Origin of the sequence: Blastococcus saxobsidens DD2, assembly GCF_000284015.1 — a bacterium.
Lineage (GTDB): Bacteria > Actinomycetota > Actinomycetes > Mycobacteriales > Geodermatophilaceae > Blastococcus > Blastococcus saxobsidens_A.
The window spans coordinates 1,387,879-1,408,700 of sequence record NC_016943.1; the positions used below are offsets into that span (position 1 = coordinate 1,387,879).

Annotated in this window: 18 protein-coding genes; 15 read left to right on the plus strand and 3 right to left on the minus strand. The window is 71.6% G+C overall.

Features of this window, described 5'->3' with window-relative positions; all coding sequences use genetic code 11:
• Positions 1 to 174 precede the first annotated feature (174 nt).
• The 3 genes from BLASA_RS06590 to BLASA_RS06600 are packed head-to-tail and all read left to right on the plus strand — an operon-like array spanning position 175 to position 3,736.
• The gene (locus BLASA_RS06590; protein ID WP_014375284.1) at positions 175 to 1,371 is read left to right on the plus strand and encodes an FAD-dependent monooxygenase; all 1,197 of its coding nucleotides are present in this window, start codon (positions 175 to 177) and stop codon (positions 1,369 to 1,371) included.
• 44 nt (positions 1,372 to 1,415) lie between these two features.
• Entirely contained in the window at positions 1,416 to 2,552 is a 1,137-nt protein-coding gene (locus BLASA_RS06595; protein WP_014375285.1) for a DUF3500 domain-containing protein, read from the plus strand.
• Entirely contained in the window at positions 2,549 to 3,736 is a 1,188-nt protein-coding gene (locus BLASA_RS06600) for an MFS transporter (RefSeq protein ID WP_014375286.1), read from the plus strand. Before BLASA_RS06595 ends, BLASA_RS06600 begins: the two co-directional genes overlap by 4 nt.
• A gap of 17 nt (positions 3,737 to 3,753) precedes the next feature.
• Here BLASA_RS06600 and BLASA_RS06605 read toward each other — a convergent pair whose 3' ends face one another.
• The gene (locus BLASA_RS06605) at positions 3,754 to 5,646 is read right to left on the minus strand and encodes a helix-turn-helix domain-containing protein (RefSeq protein ID WP_014375287.1); all 1,893 of its coding nucleotides are present in this window, start codon (positions 5,644 to 5,646) and stop codon (positions 3,754 to 3,756) included.
• Between the two features lie 178 nt (positions 5,647 to 5,824).
• Here BLASA_RS06605 and BLASA_RS06610 point away from each other — a divergent pair, with 178 nt between their 5' ends.
• The 9 genes from BLASA_RS06610 to BLASA_RS06650 all read left to right on the plus strand — a co-directional run bounded on the left by BLASA_RS06610 (position 5,825) and on the right by BLASA_RS06650 (position 15,638).
• Positions 5,825 to 6,709 carry an FAD binding domain-containing protein gene (locus BLASA_RS06610; RefSeq protein WP_014375288.1) on the plus strand — a complete coding sequence of 295 codons (885 nt, stop codon included), beginning with the start codon at positions 5,825 to 5,827 and terminating at the stop codon, positions 6,707 to 6,709.
• Positions 6,706 to 7,287: a (2Fe-2S)-binding protein gene (locus BLASA_RS06615; RefSeq protein ID WP_014375289.1), complete on the plus strand. Its 582-nt coding sequence runs from the start codon at positions 6,706 to 6,708 to the stop codon at positions 7,285 to 7,287. The genes BLASA_RS06610 and BLASA_RS06615 overlap by 4 nt, the downstream gene beginning before the upstream one ends.
• Positions 7,284 to 9,746, plus strand: coding sequence for a xanthine dehydrogenase family protein molybdopterin-binding subunit (locus BLASA_RS06620; protein WP_014375290.1), 2,463 nt, complete (start codon positions 7,284 to 7,286; stop codon positions 9,744 to 9,746). Before BLASA_RS06615 ends, BLASA_RS06620 begins: the two co-directional genes overlap by 4 nt.
• Positions 9,746 to 10,408, plus strand: coding sequence for an SRPBCC family protein (locus tag BLASA_RS06625; RefSeq protein ID WP_014375291.1), 663 nt, complete (start codon positions 9,746 to 9,748; stop codon positions 10,406 to 10,408). Before BLASA_RS06620 ends, BLASA_RS06625 begins: the two co-directional genes overlap by 1 nt.
• 8 nt (positions 10,409 to 10,416) lie before the next feature.
• Positions 10,417 to 11,316, plus strand: coding sequence for an AAA family ATPase (locus BLASA_RS06630; protein WP_014375292.1), 900 nt, complete (start codon positions 10,417 to 10,419; stop codon positions 11,314 to 11,316).
• Between the two features lie 5 nt (positions 11,317 to 11,321).
• Positions 11,322 to 12,485 (plus strand): vWA domain-containing protein, encoded by a 1,164-nt coding sequence (locus tag BLASA_RS06635; RefSeq protein WP_014375293.1) that lies wholly within the window; start codon positions 11,322 to 11,324, stop codon positions 12,483 to 12,485.
• A 78-nt stretch (positions 12,486 to 12,563) separates the two neighbouring features.
• Positions 12,564 to 13,685 carry an XdhC family protein gene (locus BLASA_RS06640; RefSeq protein ID WP_014375294.1) on the plus strand — a complete coding sequence of 374 codons (1,122 nt, stop codon included), beginning with the start codon at positions 12,564 to 12,566 and terminating at the stop codon, positions 13,683 to 13,685.
• Between the two features lie 66 nt (positions 13,686 to 13,751).
• A complete protein-coding gene (locus BLASA_RS25380) occupies positions 13,752 to 14,804 on the plus strand; it encodes a helix-turn-helix transcriptional regulator (RefSeq protein WP_014375295.1) in 1,053 nt (350 codons plus the stop codon).
• 123 nt (positions 14,805 to 14,927) lie between these two features.
• A complete protein-coding gene (locus tag BLASA_RS06650; protein ID WP_269446701.1) occupies positions 14,928 to 15,638 on the plus strand; it encodes an EAL domain-containing protein in 711 nt (236 codons plus the stop codon).
• A 696-nt stretch (positions 15,639 to 16,334) separates the two neighbouring features.
• Here the strand turns inward: BLASA_RS06650 and BLASA_RS06655 are convergent.
• Together BLASA_RS06655 and BLASA_RS06660 are read right to left on the minus strand one after the other, a co-directional pair.
• Positions 16,335 to 17,468: a site-specific integrase gene (locus tag BLASA_RS06655; protein ID WP_014375299.1), complete on the minus strand. Its 1,134-nt coding sequence runs from the start codon at positions 17,466 to 17,468 to the stop codon at positions 16,335 to 16,337.
• Positions 17,469 to 17,779: 311 nt separating this feature from the next.
• Entirely contained in the window at positions 17,780 to 17,977 is a 198-nt protein-coding gene (locus tag BLASA_RS06660; RefSeq protein ID WP_014375300.1) for an excisionase family DNA-binding protein, read from the minus strand.
• Positions 17,978 to 18,551: 574 nt separating this feature from the next.
• Between BLASA_RS06660 and BLASA_RS06665 the strand changes: the two genes are divergently transcribed.
• The 3 genes from BLASA_RS06665 to BLASA_RS06675 all read left to right on the plus strand — a co-directional run bounded on the left by BLASA_RS06665 (position 18,552) and on the right by BLASA_RS06675 (position 20,704).
• Positions 18,552 to 19,004 (plus strand): helix-turn-helix domain-containing protein, encoded by a 453-nt coding sequence (locus tag BLASA_RS06665; protein WP_014375301.1) that lies wholly within the window; start codon positions 18,552 to 18,554, stop codon positions 19,002 to 19,004.
• 399 nt (positions 19,005 to 19,403) lie between these two features.
• The gene (locus BLASA_RS06670) at positions 19,404 to 19,811 is read left to right on the plus strand and encodes a hypothetical protein (protein ID WP_166486490.1); all 408 of its coding nucleotides are present in this window, start codon (positions 19,404 to 19,406) and stop codon (positions 19,809 to 19,811) included.
• Between the two features lie 230 nt (positions 19,812 to 20,041).
• Entirely contained in the window at positions 20,042 to 20,704 is a 663-nt protein-coding gene (locus tag BLASA_RS06675; protein ID WP_231839562.1) for an ATP/GTP-binding protein, read from the plus strand.
• The last annotated feature ends 118 nt before the right edge of the window (positions 20,705 to 20,822 follow it).

Below are 20,822 nucleotides of genomic sequence, written 5' to 3' on the forward strand. Positions count from 1 at the left end.
CCTGACGCCGCCGCCGTCGACGCCCTCGGTGCAGCCGTGCCGATACTCGCCGCGCTGTGAGTCACCACAGGGGGAGGCTGGCATGCAGGGGGAGTGCACAGTGTCTCGTGCGGTGGTAGCCGTCACTCTGGTGTGCGTCACGGGGTTGGGCGAACACGGTGGGAGCGACTGGGGATGACGAACTGGAACCAGCAGAGAGCCATCGTCGTGGGCGGCTCCATGGGCGGGCTCACGGCCGCACTCCTGTTGAGCGACCTCGGCTTCGGCGTGGACGTCTTCGAACGGTCCCCTGAACCCCTCGAGGGCCGTGGTGCGGGCATCGTCGTCCAGCCGGACACGGTTCGCTGGTTCGCCGAGCACGGCGGAACCGAAGCCGTCGAGCGGGTGAGCACCGGGTCGTCGCACCTGCGGTACCTGGGCGAGGACGACACGGTGGTCTACGACGTGCCGTCGTCCTGGCGCTTCACCTCGTGGACGGCGACGTACCGGGCGCTGCTCGGCGACTTCGGCACCGACCGCTACCACCTGGGCGAGCACGTCGCAGGGCTGAGCCAGGACGACGGCGGCGTGACCCTGCGCTTCGTCACCGGACGCGAGGAACGCGCGGACCTGGTCGTCTTCGCCGACGGGATCTCCTCGACCGGCCGCCGCCGGCTGCTGCCCGAGGTCGCGCCTCGCTACTCCGGCTACGTGGGATGGCGGGGAACGGTGCTCGAGTCGGAGGTCAGCCCGCGCACCCATGAGCTCCTGCACGACTCGCTGGCGTACGCGACGGCGCCCGGAACGCACATCGTGATGTACCCGATCCCCGGCCGCGACGGAGGGCTGCGCGTGGGCTCTCGGGACCTCAACTACGTCTGGTACCGCAACGTCGCCGAGGGGCCGGAGCTCGACGAGATGCTGACGGACAAGCGCGGGTTCCCCTGCCCGGTCTCCGTGCACCCGGGGCTGGTCCAGGATCGCTACGTCGAGGAGTTGCGCGCGGCGGCACGGGAACTCCTGCCGCCCGCGGCGGCCGAGCTCGTCCTGCGCACCGAGCAGCCGTTCATCCAGCCGGTCCTGGACATCGAGGTCCCGCGCATGGCCTTCGGGCGGGTCTGTCTCATCGGGGACGCCGCGTTCGCGGCCCGCCCGCACGCCGCGGCCGGCACGGCCAAGGCGGCCGCAGACGCCTGGGCACTCGCGGACGCGATGCGCAGCACGGACGGCGACGTGGTCACAGCGCTCCAGAAGTGGGAGCCCGGTCGCCTCGAGCTGGGACGCAGCCTGGTGAAGCGGGTGGGCCGGATGGGGCGGCACTACCAGGTCGACAGCGACGCCGACCCCGCCGACCTCAACCTGCGCTTTGGCCTCTACGGCCCCGACCGCTGAGGGTCGGCCCGGGCACGACTGGACACGACAGGAAGAGGACGACGATGACGCCGCCGGCTCGGGAGAGCGCCGTCGCGGACCGGATGGCGGCCGCGGCGCGCGCCTGGCTGGCCGGCCTCGACGACGCTCAGCGGGCGCAGGCCGCGTGGCCGTGGGAGGACGGCGGAGAGCGGCTGCGCTGGTTCTACACGCCCACCGACCACGGCGGGCTGGCCCTGCGCGACATGCGGCCGGCGCAGCAGAGCCTGGCCATGCAGCTCGTCGCCACGGGGCTGTCTCGCGCGGGCTACGTCACCGTGTCGACGATCATGGGACTGGAGAACGTTCTCGACGAGCTGGAGGGGTGGCAGGTCGACTGGGGCCGCGAGCGCGGGCGCGACCCTCAGCTGTACTGGCTCCGAGTCTTCGGCGAGCCGGGGGATCACGGCACGTGGTCGTGGCGCTTCGGCGGACATCACATCTCGCTCAATGTCCTCGTCGTGGACGGCGAGGTGCAGGCGAGCACGCCGTGCTTCCTGGGCGCGGATCCCGCGGAGTCGCCCCTCCTGGGCCCGCACCTGCTGCGGCCGCTCGGGGGCGCCGAGGATCTGGCCCGCGAGCTGGTGCGCTCCCTCGACGAGTCCCAGGCCGAGCGCGCCCTGCTCACCGGCACTGCCCCCGTCGACATCGTCGGGGGCAATCGACCGCGCATCGGCGACGGCGACCGGCTCCTGCCGCTCCCGGACGTCTGGCGGGGTGTCTTCTCCGAGCCGCGCCTCGCGGAGCGGGTCGAGGCCATGCACCGCGGTGCCGAGGAGAAGGCCGGAGTGCGACCGCAGGATCACGATGCCGTCCGACTCACCGCACGGCCGAAGGGGGTCGCGGCGGCTGATCTCTCGCGGGCCCAGCAGGAGCAGCTGCGCGCGCTCCTGGACGTCTACCTCGGGCGACTTCCCGAGGAGCTCGCGGAACGGGAGGCGGCCAAGTTCGCTGGCGACCGGCTCGGGCAGGTGCACTTCGCGTGGGCCGGGGGTACCGAGCGGCACCAGCCGCACTACTACCGGATGCAGGGGCCCCGACTGCTGGTCGAGTACGACAACACCCAGCGCGACGTGAACCACGTCCACTCGGTCTGGCGCGACCCGGAGGGCGACTTCGGGTTCGACGCCCTGCGCCTGCATCTGCAGAACGCGCACGCGTGACGCGGCCGACCGTGGCGGTGCGGTCGGGCGGCACCCTGGCAGCGGGTTGCCTGGTCGGCGGCGCGGCGGGGTGGTCGTTGACGGCGGCCGGTGCCGGCGCCACCGGGCTGGAGGCCGGGTACGGGGTCGATCTCGTCGTCATCGGGCTCTTCACCACCGCGATGGCCATCCCCTATGCCCTGCTCCAGCTGCCCGCCGGGGCGCTGGTCGATCGCTGGGGGGCGCGACGGGCAGGCCTGCTCGGGCTGGCGTTGATGATCGCCGCCTACCTGGCTGCGCTCACCGTGCCACACACGGGGCTGGCCATGGCCGCCCGAGCGGTCGTCGGCGCGGGCGGCGCGATCTGCTTCTCGGCCGGTGCCGACCTGGCGCGCCAGTCCCGGACGGGTCCGCTCGGGCTGGGGCTCTTCGGCGGGGTCGCGATCGGCGCCGGCGGCGCCGCGGTCCTGGTCGTCCCCCTCCTGGACGTCGTGCTGGGTTGGCGCTCGGCGTGGGCGACGGGTGCGGCGGCGGCGCTGCTGGCAGCCGGAGCGGTCGCGCTCGCGCTCGCAACGACCACCGCCCCGGTCACACTCTCCGCGGAGCGGCCCCGCCTCCGCGGCGGCGCCTCGGTGCTCCGCGACGGTCAGCTGCACCGGCTGGCCGCTGTCCACGCGGTCACGCTGGGGCTCGGCGTGGTGCTCAGCAACTGGGTGGCCGTCGTCTTCGAGCGCGTGTGGGGGCTGCCCACCGGGGTGGCGGCCACGCTCGGTTCTCTGGTCCTGCTGCTGGCGATCGTCAGCCGCCCGCTCGGCGGCTACCTCGCCCGGCGCCACCCGGCGAGCATCCGGCCGCTGGTCGTTGGCGCACTGGTGGCCTCGGCCGCGGCGACGGCCGCGCTGGCCTGGCCGTCCGGCGTCGTCGTCGCGGGGTTGGCGGTGGGCGTGCTCGGCATGGCGTCCGGCCTCCCGTTCGCCGCGGTGATGGCAGCCGCCCAGACCCGGCGCGCCGATCGGCCTGCTGCAGCAGTGGGCCTGATGAACGCGCAGGCCAATCTGCTCGTGCTGCTCGGGGCCCCGTTGCTCGGTGCCGCGATCCAGCACACGAGCAGCACCGCCGGGCTGCTCGTGGTCGCCGCCCTGTGGCTGGTGCCCCTCCTCACCCCGTCGGAGGCCCTGGGCCGCCGGGTTCACCCGGAGCACTGAGCGGCGAGCCCCTCCGGTCAGGTCCTGTGAGGCGGTGGGATGGCGGCGGAGAACGCCAGCACGTCGTCGACCATCAGCGCCACCTTCACCTGCGTCAGAGACTCGACGTCGGAGAGCGAGAGGCCGAGCAGATCCTCGGCTCGGCGGATCCGCAATCCCACGGTGTTCGGATGGACGTAGAGCGCCGCCGCGGTCGCGGCAGTGCTCAGGTCGTGGCGCAGATGAGTGACCACGGTCTCGAGCAACGCGGTGCCCCGGGCGGTGTCGTGCTCGCGGAGAGGGCGCAGCAGTTCATCGGTGAAGCGCGCCAGTTCCCGGGTGTCCTCGAGTTGCAGGAGCAGCCCGTAGACCCCGAGGTCGGCCAGCGTCACGGTCACGTCCCGGCGTCCGCGGAGGCGGGAGAGCTCGACCGCCCCCCGGCCCAGCCGGAAAGCCGCAGCGTGGTCCTGCAGGCTGGTGCAGGGGCGGACGACGGCAACCGACGCGGTCGCGCCGCGGGCTTGAGCGCGGATCGCGCGGCGCATGGCGTCGGCGCCTGTCACGCAGGCCGTGAGGTCCCCGTCGGCCACCGGCCAGAGCGCGACGACGTAGTCCCCGACGGCGGACACCAGCGGCCGGGGACGGATCGCGGCCGACACGGAGCGGGCGGCACCCAGCGCGGCCTGGACGTCGTCGTGACGCTCGGGATCGATCTTGAGAACCAGGGTCGCGTGCGGGGTGTCCAGGTCATGCCATAGTCGGGCGGCGCGCGACGTGATGGTGGCGAGCGCCGCCGGGTCGCCGGTCAGCAGGTCGCCGATCACCTCTCCCGACAAGCGCCATTCGACCTCGAGGGCGGTTCGGGCCCGCAGCAGTTCGAGGGCCGAGACGGTCGCGGCGTGCTCCAGCGCCCGGCGATCGAGGGGGCTGAGTTCGGCCAGCGACCCGGGCAGCCAGATCCGGGCCACCACCTCGTTGCCGAGCAGGACCGGCGCGACCACCCGTGGGCCGGGCGGGGCGGCCGTGGGCCACCCGGAGACGTCGGCCAGTTCGTGCGGCGCCGGGTGGTCGAGGTCCCGCTCGGCCGGAGGTGGCGCGTCCACGGTCCGACCCTCGTGCGCCGTGGAGGCCAGCGGCGTGCCGACCGGGTCCTCCACCAGGACCGGCCGGCGCAGCAGCGGGGCCAGCGCGGCGGAGACGGCCGAGATCCCACCGGTCCGCAGTGCGACCGCCGTGAGCTCCCGGTGGATCTGCTCGCCCTGCTGCAGCAGGGCATGCTGCTCGGCCAGTGAGCGGTTGAGCTCGCGCAGGTCGGCGATCGTGCGCGCCTCGTGGTCGCGCAGCCGCGCGGTCTCGATGGCGATGGCCGCCTGATGGGCGAGGGTGGTGAGGAGCTCGGTCTCGGCGGGTCCGAACTCGTGGACGTCCAGGCGGTAGCAGTTCAGCGTGCCGAGGGCGCGGCCGGACACCAGCAGCGGCACCGAGATCATCGATCGGAAGCCCTGCTGCCGGGCAACGCCCTCCCAAGGGCGGAAGGTGGGCGCGACCGAGATGTCGGACACGTGGACCGCCCGACGGGTCGTGAACGCCCGGCTGGAGGGCGCCTCGTCGGGGTCGCCGGGCCGCAGCGTGATCGGATGCTCGGCGTTCACGCCGGCGATGTACTCGGCAGAGAGCCCGCTGGAGCCCTCGATCACCAGGACCCTGCGGTCCGGGTCGGCCAGGGTGACCGCGCAGAACCTGTAGTCCATGAGCTCGCACGCCGTCCGGCTGACCAGCTCGAGCAGCTCGGTGCGGGACGCCGGCGTGTTCACGACAGCCGCGATGCTCGCGATGCCACCCAGCCAGCGGCGCAGCTCGACCCGCTCACCCGAGACCTCTGCGGTAGGAACGGTGTGCCCGGGCTCGGTCGCCGGGGGGATGCGTACCACACGGCCAACTGTGCCACGCCACACTCCGTGGCGCTGATGCAGTGTGATGGCCCATGGGGTTGTCGAGTGACATGCTCCACAGTGGTTGACGGATGACAACGCGCGGGCCAGTCACCGCCCGCTGACACAACCTCCGTCCTCATCGGGTGGCGTCCGCCGTCCGGCGCAAAGGAGCGCGATGAAGCCGCCACGTTTCGCCTACTACGACCCGGCCAGCGTCGCCGAGGCGGTCGAGCTCAAGGCTCGGTTCGAGACCGACGCCCTGGTGCTCGCCGGGGGGCAGAGCCTGATGCCGATGCTCAACACGCGACTGGCCAAGCCGGACGCGCTGGTGGACATCAACCGCATCACGTCGCTGCAGCAGCTCGAGGTGGGGCAGACCCACGTCGAGCTCGGCGCGCTGGTCCGCCAGCACCGCCTGGAGAGCGACCCGGTGGTCGCCCGGAACGTTCCGCTGCTGGCAGCGGTGACCCACTACATCGGGCACGTGGAGAACCGGCACCGCGGCACCGTCGGGGGCAGCCTGGCGCATGCCGACTCAGCTGCCGAGCTGCCCACCGCCGCGCTCACCCTCGATGCCGAGATGGTCATCGAGGGACCGGCCGGCCGCCGTGTGGAAGCCGCGCGGGACTTCTTCGCGGGGTGGATGACCACCACCATCGCTCCCGACGAGCTGCTCGTCGCCGTCCGGTTCCCGATCACGCCTGCCGGCGCCGGCTGGGGGTTCGTCGAGGTCGCCCGGCGCGAGGGCGACTTCGCGCTGGCGGCCGCCGCGGCCCAGCTCCGCCTGGACGACGCCGGCCGCGTGGCGGAGATCGCGATCGGCGTCGCCAGCGTCACCGACCGCCCCGTGCGGGCGTCGGAGACCGAGGCCGCGCTGCTCGGCCGGCTGCCCACGGCCGACGCCGTCGCCGCGGCCGCCCGCGCCGTCGAGGAGCAGGTCACCGCCTCCGACGACCTGCACGCCACCCACAGCTACCGCCGGCATCTCGCCGCCACCGTCACCCAGCGCGCCGTCCTCGCGGCGGTTCGCCGGGCCGCCCAGGAAGGAAACCGCTCGTGACCAGCCAGACCGGGCTCGACGCAGGCCCGACGCTGCAGCGCAGGATCACCGCGCGCCTCAACGGCCGCGAGGTGACCAGCTCCGTGGACACCCGCCTCACCCTCGCCGACTGGCTCCGCGACGAACGCGACCTGGTCAGCGTCCACCTCGGTTGCGAGCACGGGGTGTGCGGCTGCTGCACCGTGCTGCTCGACGGCGAGTCGGTGCGCGCCTGCCTGATGCTCGCCGTGCAGGCCGACGGCCACGACGTGGAGACGGTGGAGAGCCTGTCGGGAGACCCGAACAACTTGCACCCGATCCAGGAGGCCTTCCACGAGGAGCACGGCCTCCAGTGCGGTTTCTGCACCCCGGCGATGGTCCTGCGCACGAAGGAGATCCTCGACGACGGCCGCGACCGCACCGACGAGGAGGTCCGCCAGGACATCTCCGGGATCCTCTGCCGTTGCACGGGGTACCAGAACATCGTCAACGCCGTGCAGTGCGCGGCCCGCAAGCTGCGCGGCGATTCCCCGGCGCCCATCGCCAGCGGCACCGGCACCGGCGGCTCCTCCGACTCGCACGGGAGCGTGACCCGATGAGCGCCGACATCACCCCCGCGCCGGCCGCCACCGGCGCGACCGGCCAGATCAAGCGCAAGTACATCGGCCGGAGCATGAAGCGGGTCGAGGACCCACGACTGCTCACCGGCCGCGGTGGCTTCATCGCCGACCAGAAGATCCCCGGCCTCCTGCACGCCGCGATCTTCCGCAGCCCGGTGGCCCACGGGCGGATCGTCTCGATCGACGCCTCCGCCGCCCTCGCCATCCCCGGCGTCGTCGCCGTGGTCACCGGTGAGGACTGCAAGGCGAAGATGAACCCCTGCATGAACTTCGGTCCGCCCACGATCAGCCAGTACCCGCTGGCCGTGGACAAGGTCCGGTACGTCGGCGAGGCCGTGGTGGCCGTCATCGCCGAGAGCCGGTACATCGCCGAGGACGGGGTCGACGCCCTGGACGTGGAGTTCGAGGAACTCCCGCCGGTGGTCGACCCGATCAAGGCGCTGCAGGAGGACGCCGCGCTGCTGCACGAGGAGCACGGCAGCAACCTGGCCTACGAGCGCACCTTCACCTTCGGCGAGGTGGACGAGGCCTTCCAGACCGCCGACCTCGTCGTCTCGGACACGCTGCACTGGGGTCGCTCGGCCGGCATGCCGCTGGAGACCACGGGCGCGATCGCCCGGCCCGGCCTCAACGGCGTCCTGGAGATCTTCTGCAACTCGATGAACTTCAGCTACTTCGTGTGGCTGATCGCCACCGCTCTCAAGCTACCCAGCAACCGGGTGACGATCAACCCCGTCCCCGCGGGTGGGAGCTTCGGCAGCAAGTTCACCGCGCACAAGGTGCCGACCCTCGCCGGCTTCCTGGCCCTGCAGGTCAACCGGCCGGTGTCCTACGTGGAGGACCGGCTCGACCACCTGATGAACTCCGACCACCACGCGTCGGACCGCTACTACGACGCCAAGCTCGCCCTGACCTCCGACGGCATCATCCTCGGCATGGACGTCGACGTCGTCGACGACTACGGCGCCTACCTTCAGTTCGGCGTCGGCACCCACGGCAACGCGCTCTCCCAGTGCGTCGGTCCGTACAACTTCGCGAACCTCCGTTACCACCTGCGCGCGGTACTCACCAACAAGTGCCAGCAGGGCGCCTATCGCGGGTTCGGGTCCGAGGTGCACAACTGGGTGCTGGAGCGCCTGGTGGACCAGGCCGCCGAGCGGCTGGGGATGGCCCCGGAGGTCATCCGCCGGAAGAACTTCATCCAGCCCGAGCAGTTCCCGCACAAGATCCCCGGCGGGAACCTCTACGACAGCGGCAACTACGACGCCGTGCTCGACAAGGCGCTGTCGCTGATCGACCTCGAGCACTGGCGCAAGGAACAGCAGCGGCTGCGCGAGGAGGAGGGCCGGTACATCGGGATCGGCCTGGTCACCACGCAGGAGCGCAGCGTGTTCAGCTCCACGGAGTTCTGGTACTGGTTCGACGAGCCGGCGTTCCCGATCACCTCCAGCCCGGAGAGTGCGACGATCACCGTCGATCCGGCCGGCGAGTTCCAGGTTCTGCTGCACTCGCAGGCCATGTGGGGCAACAGCCCCGAGACGGTGGCGGCGATGGTGGTCGCCGAGGAGTTCGGCGTCGAGCCGGACAGGGTCAACATCCGGTACGCCGACTCGGCGCACGCCCTGCCCGGCACCGGCCCCGGTGGCAGCCGCTTCACGGTCATGGTCACCGGCGCGATCCGCGGCGCGGCCAAGAAGCTGCAAAAGAAGATCATCGAGATCGCCGCGCACACCCTCGAGGTGCCGCCGGAGGACATGGAGATCACCGACGCGCGGGTGCAGGTCAAGGGCGCGCCGGAGGTGGGTCTGAGCCTGGGCGAGGTCGCCGCGACCGCCTACTTCTTCGCGCTGAACCTGCCGCCGGGCATGACCAGCGGGCTGGAGGAGCAGTTCACCTACGACCACCCGTTGACCACGCTGCCGTCGCCGGACCGCAGCGACCTGGGCATCTTCTACCCGATCATGGGCCACAACTGCCACATCGCGGTGATGGAGGTGGATCCGGACACGGGCAAGACGTCGTGGCTGGACTACGTGGCGGTCCACGACGCCGGCACCATCGTCAACCCGATCACGCTGGGGGGACACGTCACCGGCGGAACTGCGCAGGGAGTGGGGACGGCGCTGCTGGAGGAACTGGCCTATGACGAGGACGGCCAGTTCAAGTCCTCGACCTTCATGGACTACCTCATCCCCACCGCCAACGAGATCCCGGCGATGAAACTCGGCCATGTCGAGACGCCGTCGCCCTACACCGAGTACGGCATCAAGGGCGGTGGTGAGGGCGGCCGCATGGCCACGCCCGGTGTCATCTCCGCGGCGATCGACGACGCGCTCCGGGAGTTCGGGATGCACGTGCGCAACCTGCCGGTCAAGCCCTCGGACATCGTCGCCACCGTGCTCGCGGCCCGCGAGCAGCAGAAGGAGCAGAGCGCCTAATGGAGCTGCAGAACTCGTTCACCGTCACCGCCGACCCTCAGACGGTCTGGGCGCACCTGCTCGAGGTCGAGAACCTCGTGCCGTGCATGCCGGGCGCGGAACTGGTCGAGACCGTCGACGACACCCATTGGCGGGGGAGGCTGAAGATCAAGTTCGGCCCGGTGGCGCTGGCCTTCTCCGGGGACGTGTCCATGGTCGAGCGGGACGACGAGCAGCGTCGTCTGCGGCTGACCGGCGCAGGCAAGGACAAGGGCGGCCGCGGTAGCGCCAGCGCGGACGTCGTCGTCGCCGTCGTCCCGGGGCCGGTGGCAGGATCGAGCACCGTCGAGATCGTTCAGGACCTCAAGGTGGCCGGGCAGATCGCCTCGTTCGGCCGCGGCATGATCGCCGACGTCTCGAAGACGATGACCAAGCAGTTCGCCGACCGGCTGCAGTCCCGCCTGACGACCGACCAGGAGCCGACCGCCACCGGCGGACCGGCCGAGGCTGCCGACCAGCCGCACGCAGCAGGCGCACCGGCCGCCGTGGTCCGGACGGCCCCCCGGGAGGTCCACGGTGACGGTGCGGCGCTCTCCGGCTTCCGCATCATCTGGGTGGTACTCGCCGGATTCGCCCGTCGGATCGGGCGGCGGCTGACCGGCCGGCGCGACCGGGAGGCCTGACCACCACCGTGACCACCACCGTGACCGCCACCTCCTCGCCTGCCGCGCCGAACGCAGGCCTCAGCACGGTGGCCGACCTCAAGCGAGCCCTCGTCGAGGTCGACTACCTGGCCGACGACGGGTTGGCGATGGCGGCGTTCCTGGCTCTGCGCATGGGGCGCCCCCTCTTGCTCGAGGGGGAGAACGGGGTCGGCAAGACCGAGATCGCCCTCGCCTTGTCCCGCCTGCTGGGGCGAGAGCTGATCCGTCTGCAGTGCTACGAGGGCATCGACACCAGCCAGGCGCTGTACGACTGGCACTACGCGCGCCAGCTGCTGGCCGTGCGCGAGGGCCGGGCGCATGCCGACGTCTTCACGCGTGAGTTCCTGCTGCCGCGTCCGCTGCTCACCGCGCTCGAACAGGGGTCGGGAGCGGTCCTGCTCATCGACGAGCTGGATCGTGCGGACGACGAGTTCGAGGCGTTCCTGCTGGAGCTGCTGTCGGACTTCTCGGTCACCATCCCGGAGCTGGGGCGTGTCACAGCGGCCACCCGGCCGCTCGTCGTCCTCACCTCCAACCGCACTCGCGACCTGCACAACGCCGTCCGGCGGCGCTGCCTGTACAGCTGGGTGGCGCACCCCGACGCCCAGCGGGAGCTGGCGATCCTGCGGGTACGCGCGCCCCAGGTTCCGGAGTCCCTGGCGGCCGAGGTGGCGGGCGCGGTGGCCCGCATCCGCGGTCTGGACCTGGTGAACCGGCCCGGCGTCGGTGAGGCCGTGGACTGGGCCAGCGCGCTGCACATGCTCGGCCTGGCCAAGCTGGACCGACAGACGGCGCTGGACACACTCGCCGCCCTGATCAAGGACGTCGACGACCAGCGGGCGGTGGTCGAGGCGATCGACGACGTCGTCCCCGACTCCGCGAGCTGACCCCGGTGACCGCCGCCGGGATGGCGGGAGAGGAACTCGGCCGGACCTGCGTCGAGTTCACCGACCTGCTGCGACGTCGCGGCGTGGCGGTCGGCCCGGTGCAGACCGCTGCCTTCCTGGAAGCGCTGTACCTGCTCCGACCGACGACGACGGCCGAGCTCTACTGGGCCGGGCGGGCGGTCCTGGCCACCGACGTCGCCGTGCTGCCCGCCTACGCCCGGGCGTTCGCGGAGTTCTTCGCCGCGGCGGATGCCGATGACGCCCCGCCGCCGGCCCCACCGCACGCGCCGCCGAGCGTCCTCGACGACGAGCCCCTCGCCCGGCCCGCGATGGACGTCGCGGTGGGGGAGGAGCCGCTGGAGCTGCCGGAGGAAGCCCGGGTCGAGGCCAGCGAGGCCGAGCGCGTGCGCGTCAAGTCCTTCGCCCGCATGACCGCGGAGGAGCGTCGGATCGCGGCGCTGATGATCCGGCGGCTGCGGGTGCGGCTGCCCCGACGGCTCAGTCGGCGCCGGCGCCCAGCCTCCAGCGGTCGGTACCTGGACATGCGCTCCACACTGCGCCGGTCACTGGCCACCGACGGTGAGCCGGCCCGGCTCGGCCGCCGGCGCAGACGAGTCCGGCAGCGGCCGGTGACCCTGGTCGTCGACGTCTCGGGCTCGATGACGCCGTACGCGCAGGCGCTGCTGCGCTTCGGTCATGCGCTCCTGCATGCCGGGCACCGGGTCGAGGTCTACACCGTGGGGGTGCGGTTGAGCCGGGTCACCGACGCGCTCCGTCACGACTCCGCCGACCGCGCGCTCGCCGAGGTGGGCCGGCAGGTCGCCGACTGGGACGGCGGGACCTTGCTGGCCACCTCACTCGTCCGGTTACTGGACCTGCGGCGGGGTCACGCGGCGCTGCGGGGGGCGGTCGTGGTGATCTGCTCCGACGGTCTCGACCGCGACGACCCCGAGCGGCTCGGCGCGGCCACCGCGCGGCTCTCCCGGCTCGCGCACCGGCTGGTGTGGCTCAACCCGCTCAAGGGCGACCCCCGCTACCAACCGCTCGCGCGGGGGATGGCCGCGGCCGTGCCGCACCTGGACCTCTTCCTGGCCGGACACAACGTGGCGAGCCTGGAAGAACTCGCCGCCGTGGTCGAGCGACATGCGACGGCCGCGCGGAGGGCGTGACAGCACCCAGGAGGACGACATGCGCGCGCCGCGCCCGCGTGGACGAGGCTCGGGACGGGGCCGGAGAGGACCAGTCGAATGCGCGATGTACTTGACGACCTGATCGGGTGGTGGCAGGCGGGGGAGACCGTCGGCGTGGGCACCGTCGTGGGCACCTGGCGCTCGGCACCGCGCCCGGCCGGTGCGTCGATGCTCGTGGGCCCCGACGGCACGGCGGTGGGCAGCGTGTCCGGCGGCTGCGTCGAGGGCGCGGTGTACGAGGAGGCCAAGGAGGTCGTCGAGACCGGGGTGCCGACCCTGCAGCGGTACGGCATCGCCGACGACGACGCCTTCGCCGTCGGGCTGACCTGCGGCGGCATCATGCACGTCTTCGTGGAGTCGGTGTCGCGCGAGTCGTTCCCCGAGCTCGGGGAGATCGCCGAGTCGATCGGCCGGCACGAGCCGGTCGCCGTCGTCACCCTGATCGACGGCCCGGAGGACCGGCTGGGCCGGCGGATGGTGCTGTGGCCGGACCGCGCGTCGGGCTCGCTGGGGCTGCAGCGGCTGGACGACGCGGTGGCGGCCGATGCGCGCGGGATGCTGGCCGCCGGCCGGACCGGGCAGCTGCACATCGGGCACGACGGCGAGCGGCGCGGCGACGACCTGACGCTGTTCGTCAACTCGTTCGCGCCGGCCGCCCGGATGATCGTCTTCGGCGCGATCGACTTCGCCGCCGCCGTGGCGCGGGTCGGGGCGTTCCTGGGCTACCGGGTGACCGTGTGCGACGCGCGGCCGGTGTTCGCCACGGCCAAGCGCTTCCCGGACGCGCACGAGGTCGTCGTCGAGTGGCCGCACCGCTACCTGCAGGCCGAGGTCGACGGCGGCCGGATCGACGAGCGCACCGTGCTGTGCGTGCTCACCCACGACCCGAAGTTCGACGTCCCGCTGCTGGAGGTGGCGCTGCGGATCGCGGTCGCCTACGTCGGTGCGATGGGCTCGCGGCGCACCCACGACGACCGGCTGGTCCGGCTGGAGGAGGCGGGGTTGAGCAAGGAGGAGATCGGCCGGCTGTCCTCGCCGATCGGCCTGGACCTGGGGGCCCGGACGCCGGAGGAGACCGCCGTGTCGATCGCCGCGGAGATCATCGCCGGGCGCTGGGGCGGTTCGGGGGAGCGGCTGGCGAGCACCGAGGGGCCGATCCACGCGACGGCGGAGCGCTGATCGCTGTCGCCTCGCGGGTGGGCGGCGGCCCCGGAGAGGGCTACCGTCCTCGTCGAGGTGGTCGGTGTGGCTCCTGGCAGTCGTGAGCGCACCGGATCAGTCCTGTCGACGACCGGACCTCCCCGGGCCGTCCTCGACGCGGTGGCCTCCTGCCCGCTGCCGTCCCTGCTGCTGGCGGTGCCGTCCGAACGGATCCTCGCCGCCAGCCCGGTGGCCGACCGGATCCTGTGCCCGGACGGGGGTTCAGCGGTCGGCCGCAGCCTGGAGGAGTTCACCGCGGACGAGCCGACCGGGGCGCTGGAGCTTCTCCTGGAGGGCCGGCTGGACGGCTACGAGGCGCGGCGCACGATCGTGCGCGCCGGCAGATCGGAGTCCGTGACCGTGTGGTTGCGGCTCGCCGACCCGCGGGGGGATCGACGGTTCGCGATGGCGTTCCTGCTGCCAGACCCCACGTTCCTCGGTGAGGCGATACACCGCCCCGATGGGATGACCGCGGAGGCGGTCGTCGGGTCGACGGACCCGCACGTGATCGTGGACAGGATCAGCGCCGACGTGCAGGGGCTGACCGGCCACGAACCGTCCGACGTCGTCGGCCAGTCGCTGTTCCGGCTCGTACTGCCCGCCGACGTCACGGCGCTGCTGGGCGCGCTCGCGCAGTCCGCTGCCACCGGGCTGGGCGCGACCCTTGCGGTCCGGGTGCAGATGTACGGGTCGGTGGTCCACCGGTGCCAGCTCCTGACCCTGCCCCTGGTGCCGGCCCCCAGCTTCGCTTTCGCGTTCCTGGACGACGACGTGACCGCCGGCCCGCTGACGTCGGCGGTGGGCATCCGGCAGGCACTGTGGCAGTTCGACGAGAGCCTGCGGTCGGCCACGTCGTCACGTCTGGCGGCGCGCAGCGATGCGGTGCCCGGCCTCAACCGCCTGTCCGGACGGGAACTGCAGATCGTGACGCGGTTGCTCAACGGTGATCGCGTGCCGGCGATCGCCGAGGCGCTCTTCCTGAGTCCAAGCACCGTGCGGAATCATCTCTCGGCGGTGTTCCGCAAGTTGCGGGTGGCGTCGCAACAGGAACTGATCCACCTGCTGCGGAGAACGGACAGGTCGCCTGCGGGGTCGTGACACTGCGCCCATCCCGCCCGGCCGCTCCGGCGACGATCGTCCTGGTGTGTACCTTCCCATGCAACGAGCCGCGGACGCATTCGCGGTCCCGGCAGCGATGCCATCACGGCCGTCTGCCAACCCATCGTGTCCCTCGCGACCGGCCAAGTCCTCGGAGTCGAGGCGCTGTCACGGTTCGTCCCGGCCGACCGGGGAGCGCCGCAGGACTGGTTCAGCGACGCGGCGAGAGCCGGTCGCACCGTCCACTTGGAGCTACGGGCCGCCGTCGTCGCCCTCGACGCGGCGGCCGCCCTCCCGGTTCCGGGGTACGTCGCGGTCAACTTCTCACCGGCGACGCTGCTCTGGTCCGGGCTCGCCCGGCTGCTGAGCAGTCTGCCGATCCACCCGTCGCGCATCGTCGTGGAGCTCACCGAGCACACGACCGTGCCGGACTACGCCCGGCTCACCCGCGCCCTACGCCCCCTCCGGAACGCGGGCATCCGACTCGCCGTTGACGACGCAGGAGCCGGTTACGCGACGTTCCGGCACATTCTGCGTCTGTCACCCGACATCATCAAGATCGACCGTACGTTGATCAGCGGCATCGATGCCGATCCGGCCCTGCGGGCGTTCACCGCCGCGGTCGTGGCGTTCGCCCGCGAGATGCGGTTGACGGTGATCGCCGAGGGGATCGCACGGCCCGCGGAGCTGGCGGTGCTCCGGGAACTGGCCGTCGATGCCGGCCAGGGGTACCTCCTCGGCCGCCCGACCTCGCGCTCGGATGACTGGCTCGCCTGGCGCCGTCCACTGCGGTTTCCCGACCTCAGTGACTCGCCCGCGCCCACGGTGAAGTGAGCCGCGGTTCCTCGCAGGCTGCACGTGGTGGTGCGTCGGGTCGCCCCGGACGATTGCGCGCCACGAGGAGGCGTGCACGCGGTGGGCCAGACGGCTCCCCCGTGCGGCACTCGCTGCCGTCGTACTCGGGCTTCTGGCGGTCGCGCCGGTCAGGCCCGACGTGACGCTCTGCCCGGCAGACGCCTGCGGTGACGGGTCGCGCCGGGCGGCTCTCGGCCCGTGGGATGCGGACGCGGGCCGGGCAAGCATGCCGTGGGACGTCCACGCGACTCCTTCGGTGCCGATTTCCGAGGGCACGACGTGGCCGCAGATCGGCTTCCGTCCGCTCCCTGACCTGGCGGGAGGCTGGTCAGCAGGGGACTCTCGGGATGAGGGCTGACAGCCAAGGCGCCCGGCTCGCAGGCGTGACGTTGCCGCGCGTCCAGCGCCGCGGCCACCGCTTCGAGGTCATTGGGCGAGGCCAGCGGGACGCTGCGGATCGAGTTCCGCCGCCCTCCGGCAGCGCAACACCGACCTAGCCGTGCTGAGCGAAGGCCGGCCGTTGGGTCGCCAGGTCCGTACCACCTGGCACAACACCCGGACCAAGGCAACGGGCGTCCGATTTGACCAGCATGTGGAGCGGGTGACAGGAATCGGATCCGCACGGTCGGCTGGGAAATGAAACCTTCGAGCAGCGATTCGCCTGGTCAACGCGAATCATGTCGAGGACGTGCCTTCCGATTGACTCAGCGCCGTGCTCATGGCCGCGGCGAGAGCGGCGTCTCGTTCCTGCTCGGCGCGCTGGTAGCGCAGCGCCGCGGCGGCCGAGGCGTGCCCAAGCCGGTGCATTAGCTCCTTGGTGGTGGCGCCATGACGGGCGGCGATGGTGGCGCCCCAGCCGCGTAGATCGTGCAGGTGAGAACCGGCCGGGAGTCCGGCCGCCTCCGCTGCTGGTGCCCACACCCGTGAGGCGAAGTTGTTGTTCCGGATCGGGCCGCCTTTCGGCCCCACAAAAACCAGCCCGTGCGCTCCGGCCTGGGCGTACATCCTGAGATGGCGCTCCAAGTCGCCGATGATGTGCGGCGGGATAGCCACGGATCGGCGGCCGGCGGCCGACTTCGGCGGGCCGTACAAACGTCCCTGTCCAACAAGGTCGACGACGGCGGTCGTCACGCTCACGGTGCCTGTCTGCAGGTCGAGGTGCTCGCGGCGCAGCGCCGACAGCTCCCCGATGCGGAGGCCGGTCCAGGCGGCCAGGAGGATCAGCGCACGCCAGCGATCCTCGACGGCATCGACGAGCGCCTGAACCTGAGCGAGCGTGAACATCGGTCGCTCGGTGGACCGTTCCTGCCCTGCTCCACGGATAGAGCACGGGTTCCGAGCGATGAGATTGTCGTCGACTGCCGTAGTGCAGATGGCGCGCAGCAGCCGGTAGCACTTGGCCGCTGTGACCTGACCCGGTCCGGCGGGGCCGCTGAGCTTCCCGTACCAGGCCCGGACAGCAGAGGCCTCCAGCTGGCGAAGGGGCGTCGATCCCAGGGCCGGGACGATGTGGTTCTTGAGCTGTGCTCGGTAGAGCTCGGCCGTGCGAGGTGCCAGCGGACGACCGCGAACGAGGCGGGTCTCCACCCAGTGCTCGGCATAGACCTTCAGCGTCTCCTTGCCCGCCTTGGGGTCGATCCAGCGGCCCGAGTCCAGCTCGGTCTGGACCTTGGCCAGCCATCTGTAGCCGTCGGCCTTGGTAGCGAAGGTGGACGGCGCCGAGATCTGCTTGCCCGAGTGATCTGTATAGCGGGCCTGGTAGCGCCCGGAGGGGAGCCGACGAACCGTTCCCCAGGTCCTTCGACCCACGTCAGCCTCCCCATCTCGTCGATTGGGGTGACTGTTGTGCAGCTGCTGAGTGAGTTGAGACCTCGACGCCGATCGACTGATGGCCCCCCACGGATCTCATGGAGGGCCTTGACGTACTCAGGACGACGTGCTCGCCGCAGCAATTACAGGGAGTGAGCGGAAGGGCGGCTGTGGCGCCGCAGAACCGCCCCCTCCACGCCGTGGCTGACGACGATAGGGACGGGCACCCAGGTGGCGTCGTGAACCCCTGAGAAATTCCGCCGCTCATGGGCGCGCCACCGCCGTCGACGCCGGCGTGCGCCAGGGTTGAGCTACCCGTCACTCGTGACACGTCCGGCCTCGATGAACTCGTCGAGGATCGAGCGCTGGAGCCGGACGTACTTGCCGAGCTTGACGTTGCCGATCCGCCGTTGAGCGATCAGTCGGCGGATGAAGCGCTCTCCTGTTCCCAGGTAGTCCCCGGCCTGAGCAACGGTCAGCAGCTGATCATGCTGATCAGGCGACGCCACTCCTTGCGACGTCGTCCCAGGCATCAGGAACCGCCCTGCTGACCGAGGAGGTGACGTCCGCGGATGCTGCGGCCAGCGTTACCGGCCCTGGTACCCCGAGGCCGGCACGGATGCCGCCGCGGCTGCGAATGCGCTGCGGGTTTCATGGCCAAGATTCTTTGGGGGACTGTTCCGGTCTTCCTGCAGTCCTGCTGCCTCGGTTCGGTGCCTCGGCATGACCGAGCAGCCGGTCTCCACCGCCGTGTCACCGTTGTCAGCACCGTCAAGCACGCCCGCCTCCACTTCTTCTGCAGTTCCCCTGCGGCGGCAGATGCGCAGTCGGTCGTGGCTCCGCAGAAGATCTCCAATGGACGAAGGCGCGTTGGATGTATCGATGGGGATGCCGGCGCAGGCCTCCGGTCCCGGCCCCACGCGCACCCTTCCGTTGCGCCCTCCGTTGTCGGGTATCGCAGCGTGTCGACACGCAGGCGCGCCGCGTCGGTGACGAGGCGCTTGCCCGATCGGGGCGGGCACACGGCACTAGGGTTCGGCGCCACGGGGCGGGTGTCCACCGATCGGGTGATGGGGAGCTGCCGTGGCGCGGCCGCTGCTTCGAGGCGACCGCCTGCAGGCTGCTCGTGAGGCCATCGGCCTGAGCCGAGAAGAACTGGCCACGAGACTGGAGCTCTCCAGTCCGGTGCGCATCCGGGTCTGGGAGACGGGACTCGAGCGTCCGCGCCCCCGCTTCGTGCCGCGGCTGGCGGCCGCCCTGGGCGTCGATCCCTTGTATCTCCTCGACGTCGACCGCGACGACCCGCCACTGGCGGCTCTGCGCTTGGCTGCCGGACTGGCCACCAATGAAGTGACTGGCGACGGGTTGTCGGTCATGACGTACGTGCGACTGGAGGACGGCCGCCCTGGGGCGGATCCCTCGCCCAAGGTGATGGCCGCCATCAGCCAGGTTCTCGGCGTGGACATCCCGCGCGTGGAGGCGGCCGTCCGCCGCTCTCGCAGGGACCACGCGGCCATGGCGGCTTTCGAAGGCTGAACTGGAGAATTACTGGAGAAAGAGCCTGCCTCCCCGGACGATCCCGGTGGTAATTTCCCGCGCACGTTGCCCGGGGGAGGTGCCCATGGCCCGCACGACGGAGTCGAGCGCGGCATGGGACCGCATGCCCCAGCGACTCCTCCACCCACCACGGGCAGTCAGCCTCGTACCGAAGCACGGTCTGCCGACCCGGCGCGGGCAGTCGCGATGACCAGGCGGCGGTGGGCGGCTCCTGCGCTCCTTGCGCTACTGCCCCTCGCCGGATGCACGGCGGGCGACGCCGGTCCGGAGGGCTCGGCGCAGAGCGCGGCGACGTCGTCGACCTCGCGGACTTCGACGTCCGCTCCTGCCACGAGCAACGCGCCGACTCCCGAGGACGAGGCGGCAACAGATGCCACTGTGGTCGTCAACGAGCTGCTGCGCGTCACGGACGCGGCCAAGAAGGACCCAGGCGCGAGGGACTGGGAGCCAGAGATCCGACGGTTCTCGGGTGATCCGGCCGCGCTGCTCGCCGTCACGGCGGTACGGGACTACGCCGCGCTCGGGCTTCGTCAGGAAGGCGACACTGCAGTCGACCTGGAGGTCACGGGCGTGAATCTCACAGCTCCCGAGGGGCCCACCGTCAGGATCACCGGCTGCTACGACAGCGAGAGCACGCGAGTGGTGAGGGTCGAGACCGGGGAGGTCGTGCCCCCGGGAACTCCGCCGCGGTACGTCTGGGACATCACCGTCACGCGCTACGAGGCCGAACCGGGAGCTCCGTGGCTGGTCAACGAGCTGGACCCGCTGACGGATCGACCATGCTGACGTCGCACCGCGTAGTCCTGTTGGCGGTCGCGGTCTTCACCGTCTGCGGCGGGCTGGACGTTGCAATCGCAGCTCCACCCGTGGAGTGCGCGCAGAGGGATGCACAGACCGGTATCTGCCTGGTCCAGGCGACTTCCCCTGGGCAAGGCGCCGGTGGGGACAACGACGTCAACGCCGGCATGGAGCGGCCGGCAGTCGGAGAGCCGTCCCCGCCGAGTTGCACGAGAGCGGTGGCAGATCCCCAGCCGTGGATCGGGCACCCGGTATGGGCCGGGAATGATCCGGAAGACGGGACGGTCTGGGTCTTCACATGTCCGGACCCGGCGGGTTCGGGATCCGGCCTGTGGACGGGCCTGATCTTTCTGTCGAATGGTGCCGGAGCACCCGGCGCCCCGACGGTGGACCCCCGCCTCCTCGCTCAGCAGGCGATCGCGTCCATGGCCCTGAACGCGCCGGATATCGGGATGGCGCCACCGCCGGCTTCCCGCAGCGGACTGGTGGGACTACCGGTGTGGATGTGGGTCGAACGCACCGCAGACACGACTGGCCCCGTCCAGGCCTCGGCCTCCGCTGGAGGCGTGACGGTGACCGCCGAGGCTCGGGTCAGCCAGGTCCTCTGGAACATGGGCGACGGGCACATCGTCACCTGCGGCCTCGGGACGCGGTACGTGCAGGGCACCGAGGGCCCGTCTCCGGACTGCGGCCATGTGTATGCGCAGACGTCGAGCCGACACGTACCGGGCGGTGGCCCGTGGCCTATCACCGCGACGAGCACGTGGACGATCACCTGGTCCGGTGGTGGGCTGTCGGGCACCGAGACGCTGGAGTTGTCCTCTTCGGCGGAGTTGTTCGTCGGTGAGCTGCACGTCCTCAATCAGGACGGAAGCCGATGACCCGGACCCAGCCGGTGACGACCGGCGCAGCGCCATCTCCGGCGGAAGTGCACGGCTTGCCTCGCGCGCCGGTGCTGCCGCCACCTCGTCGTCGGCGCCGTCCGGCCCTCCTGGCCTT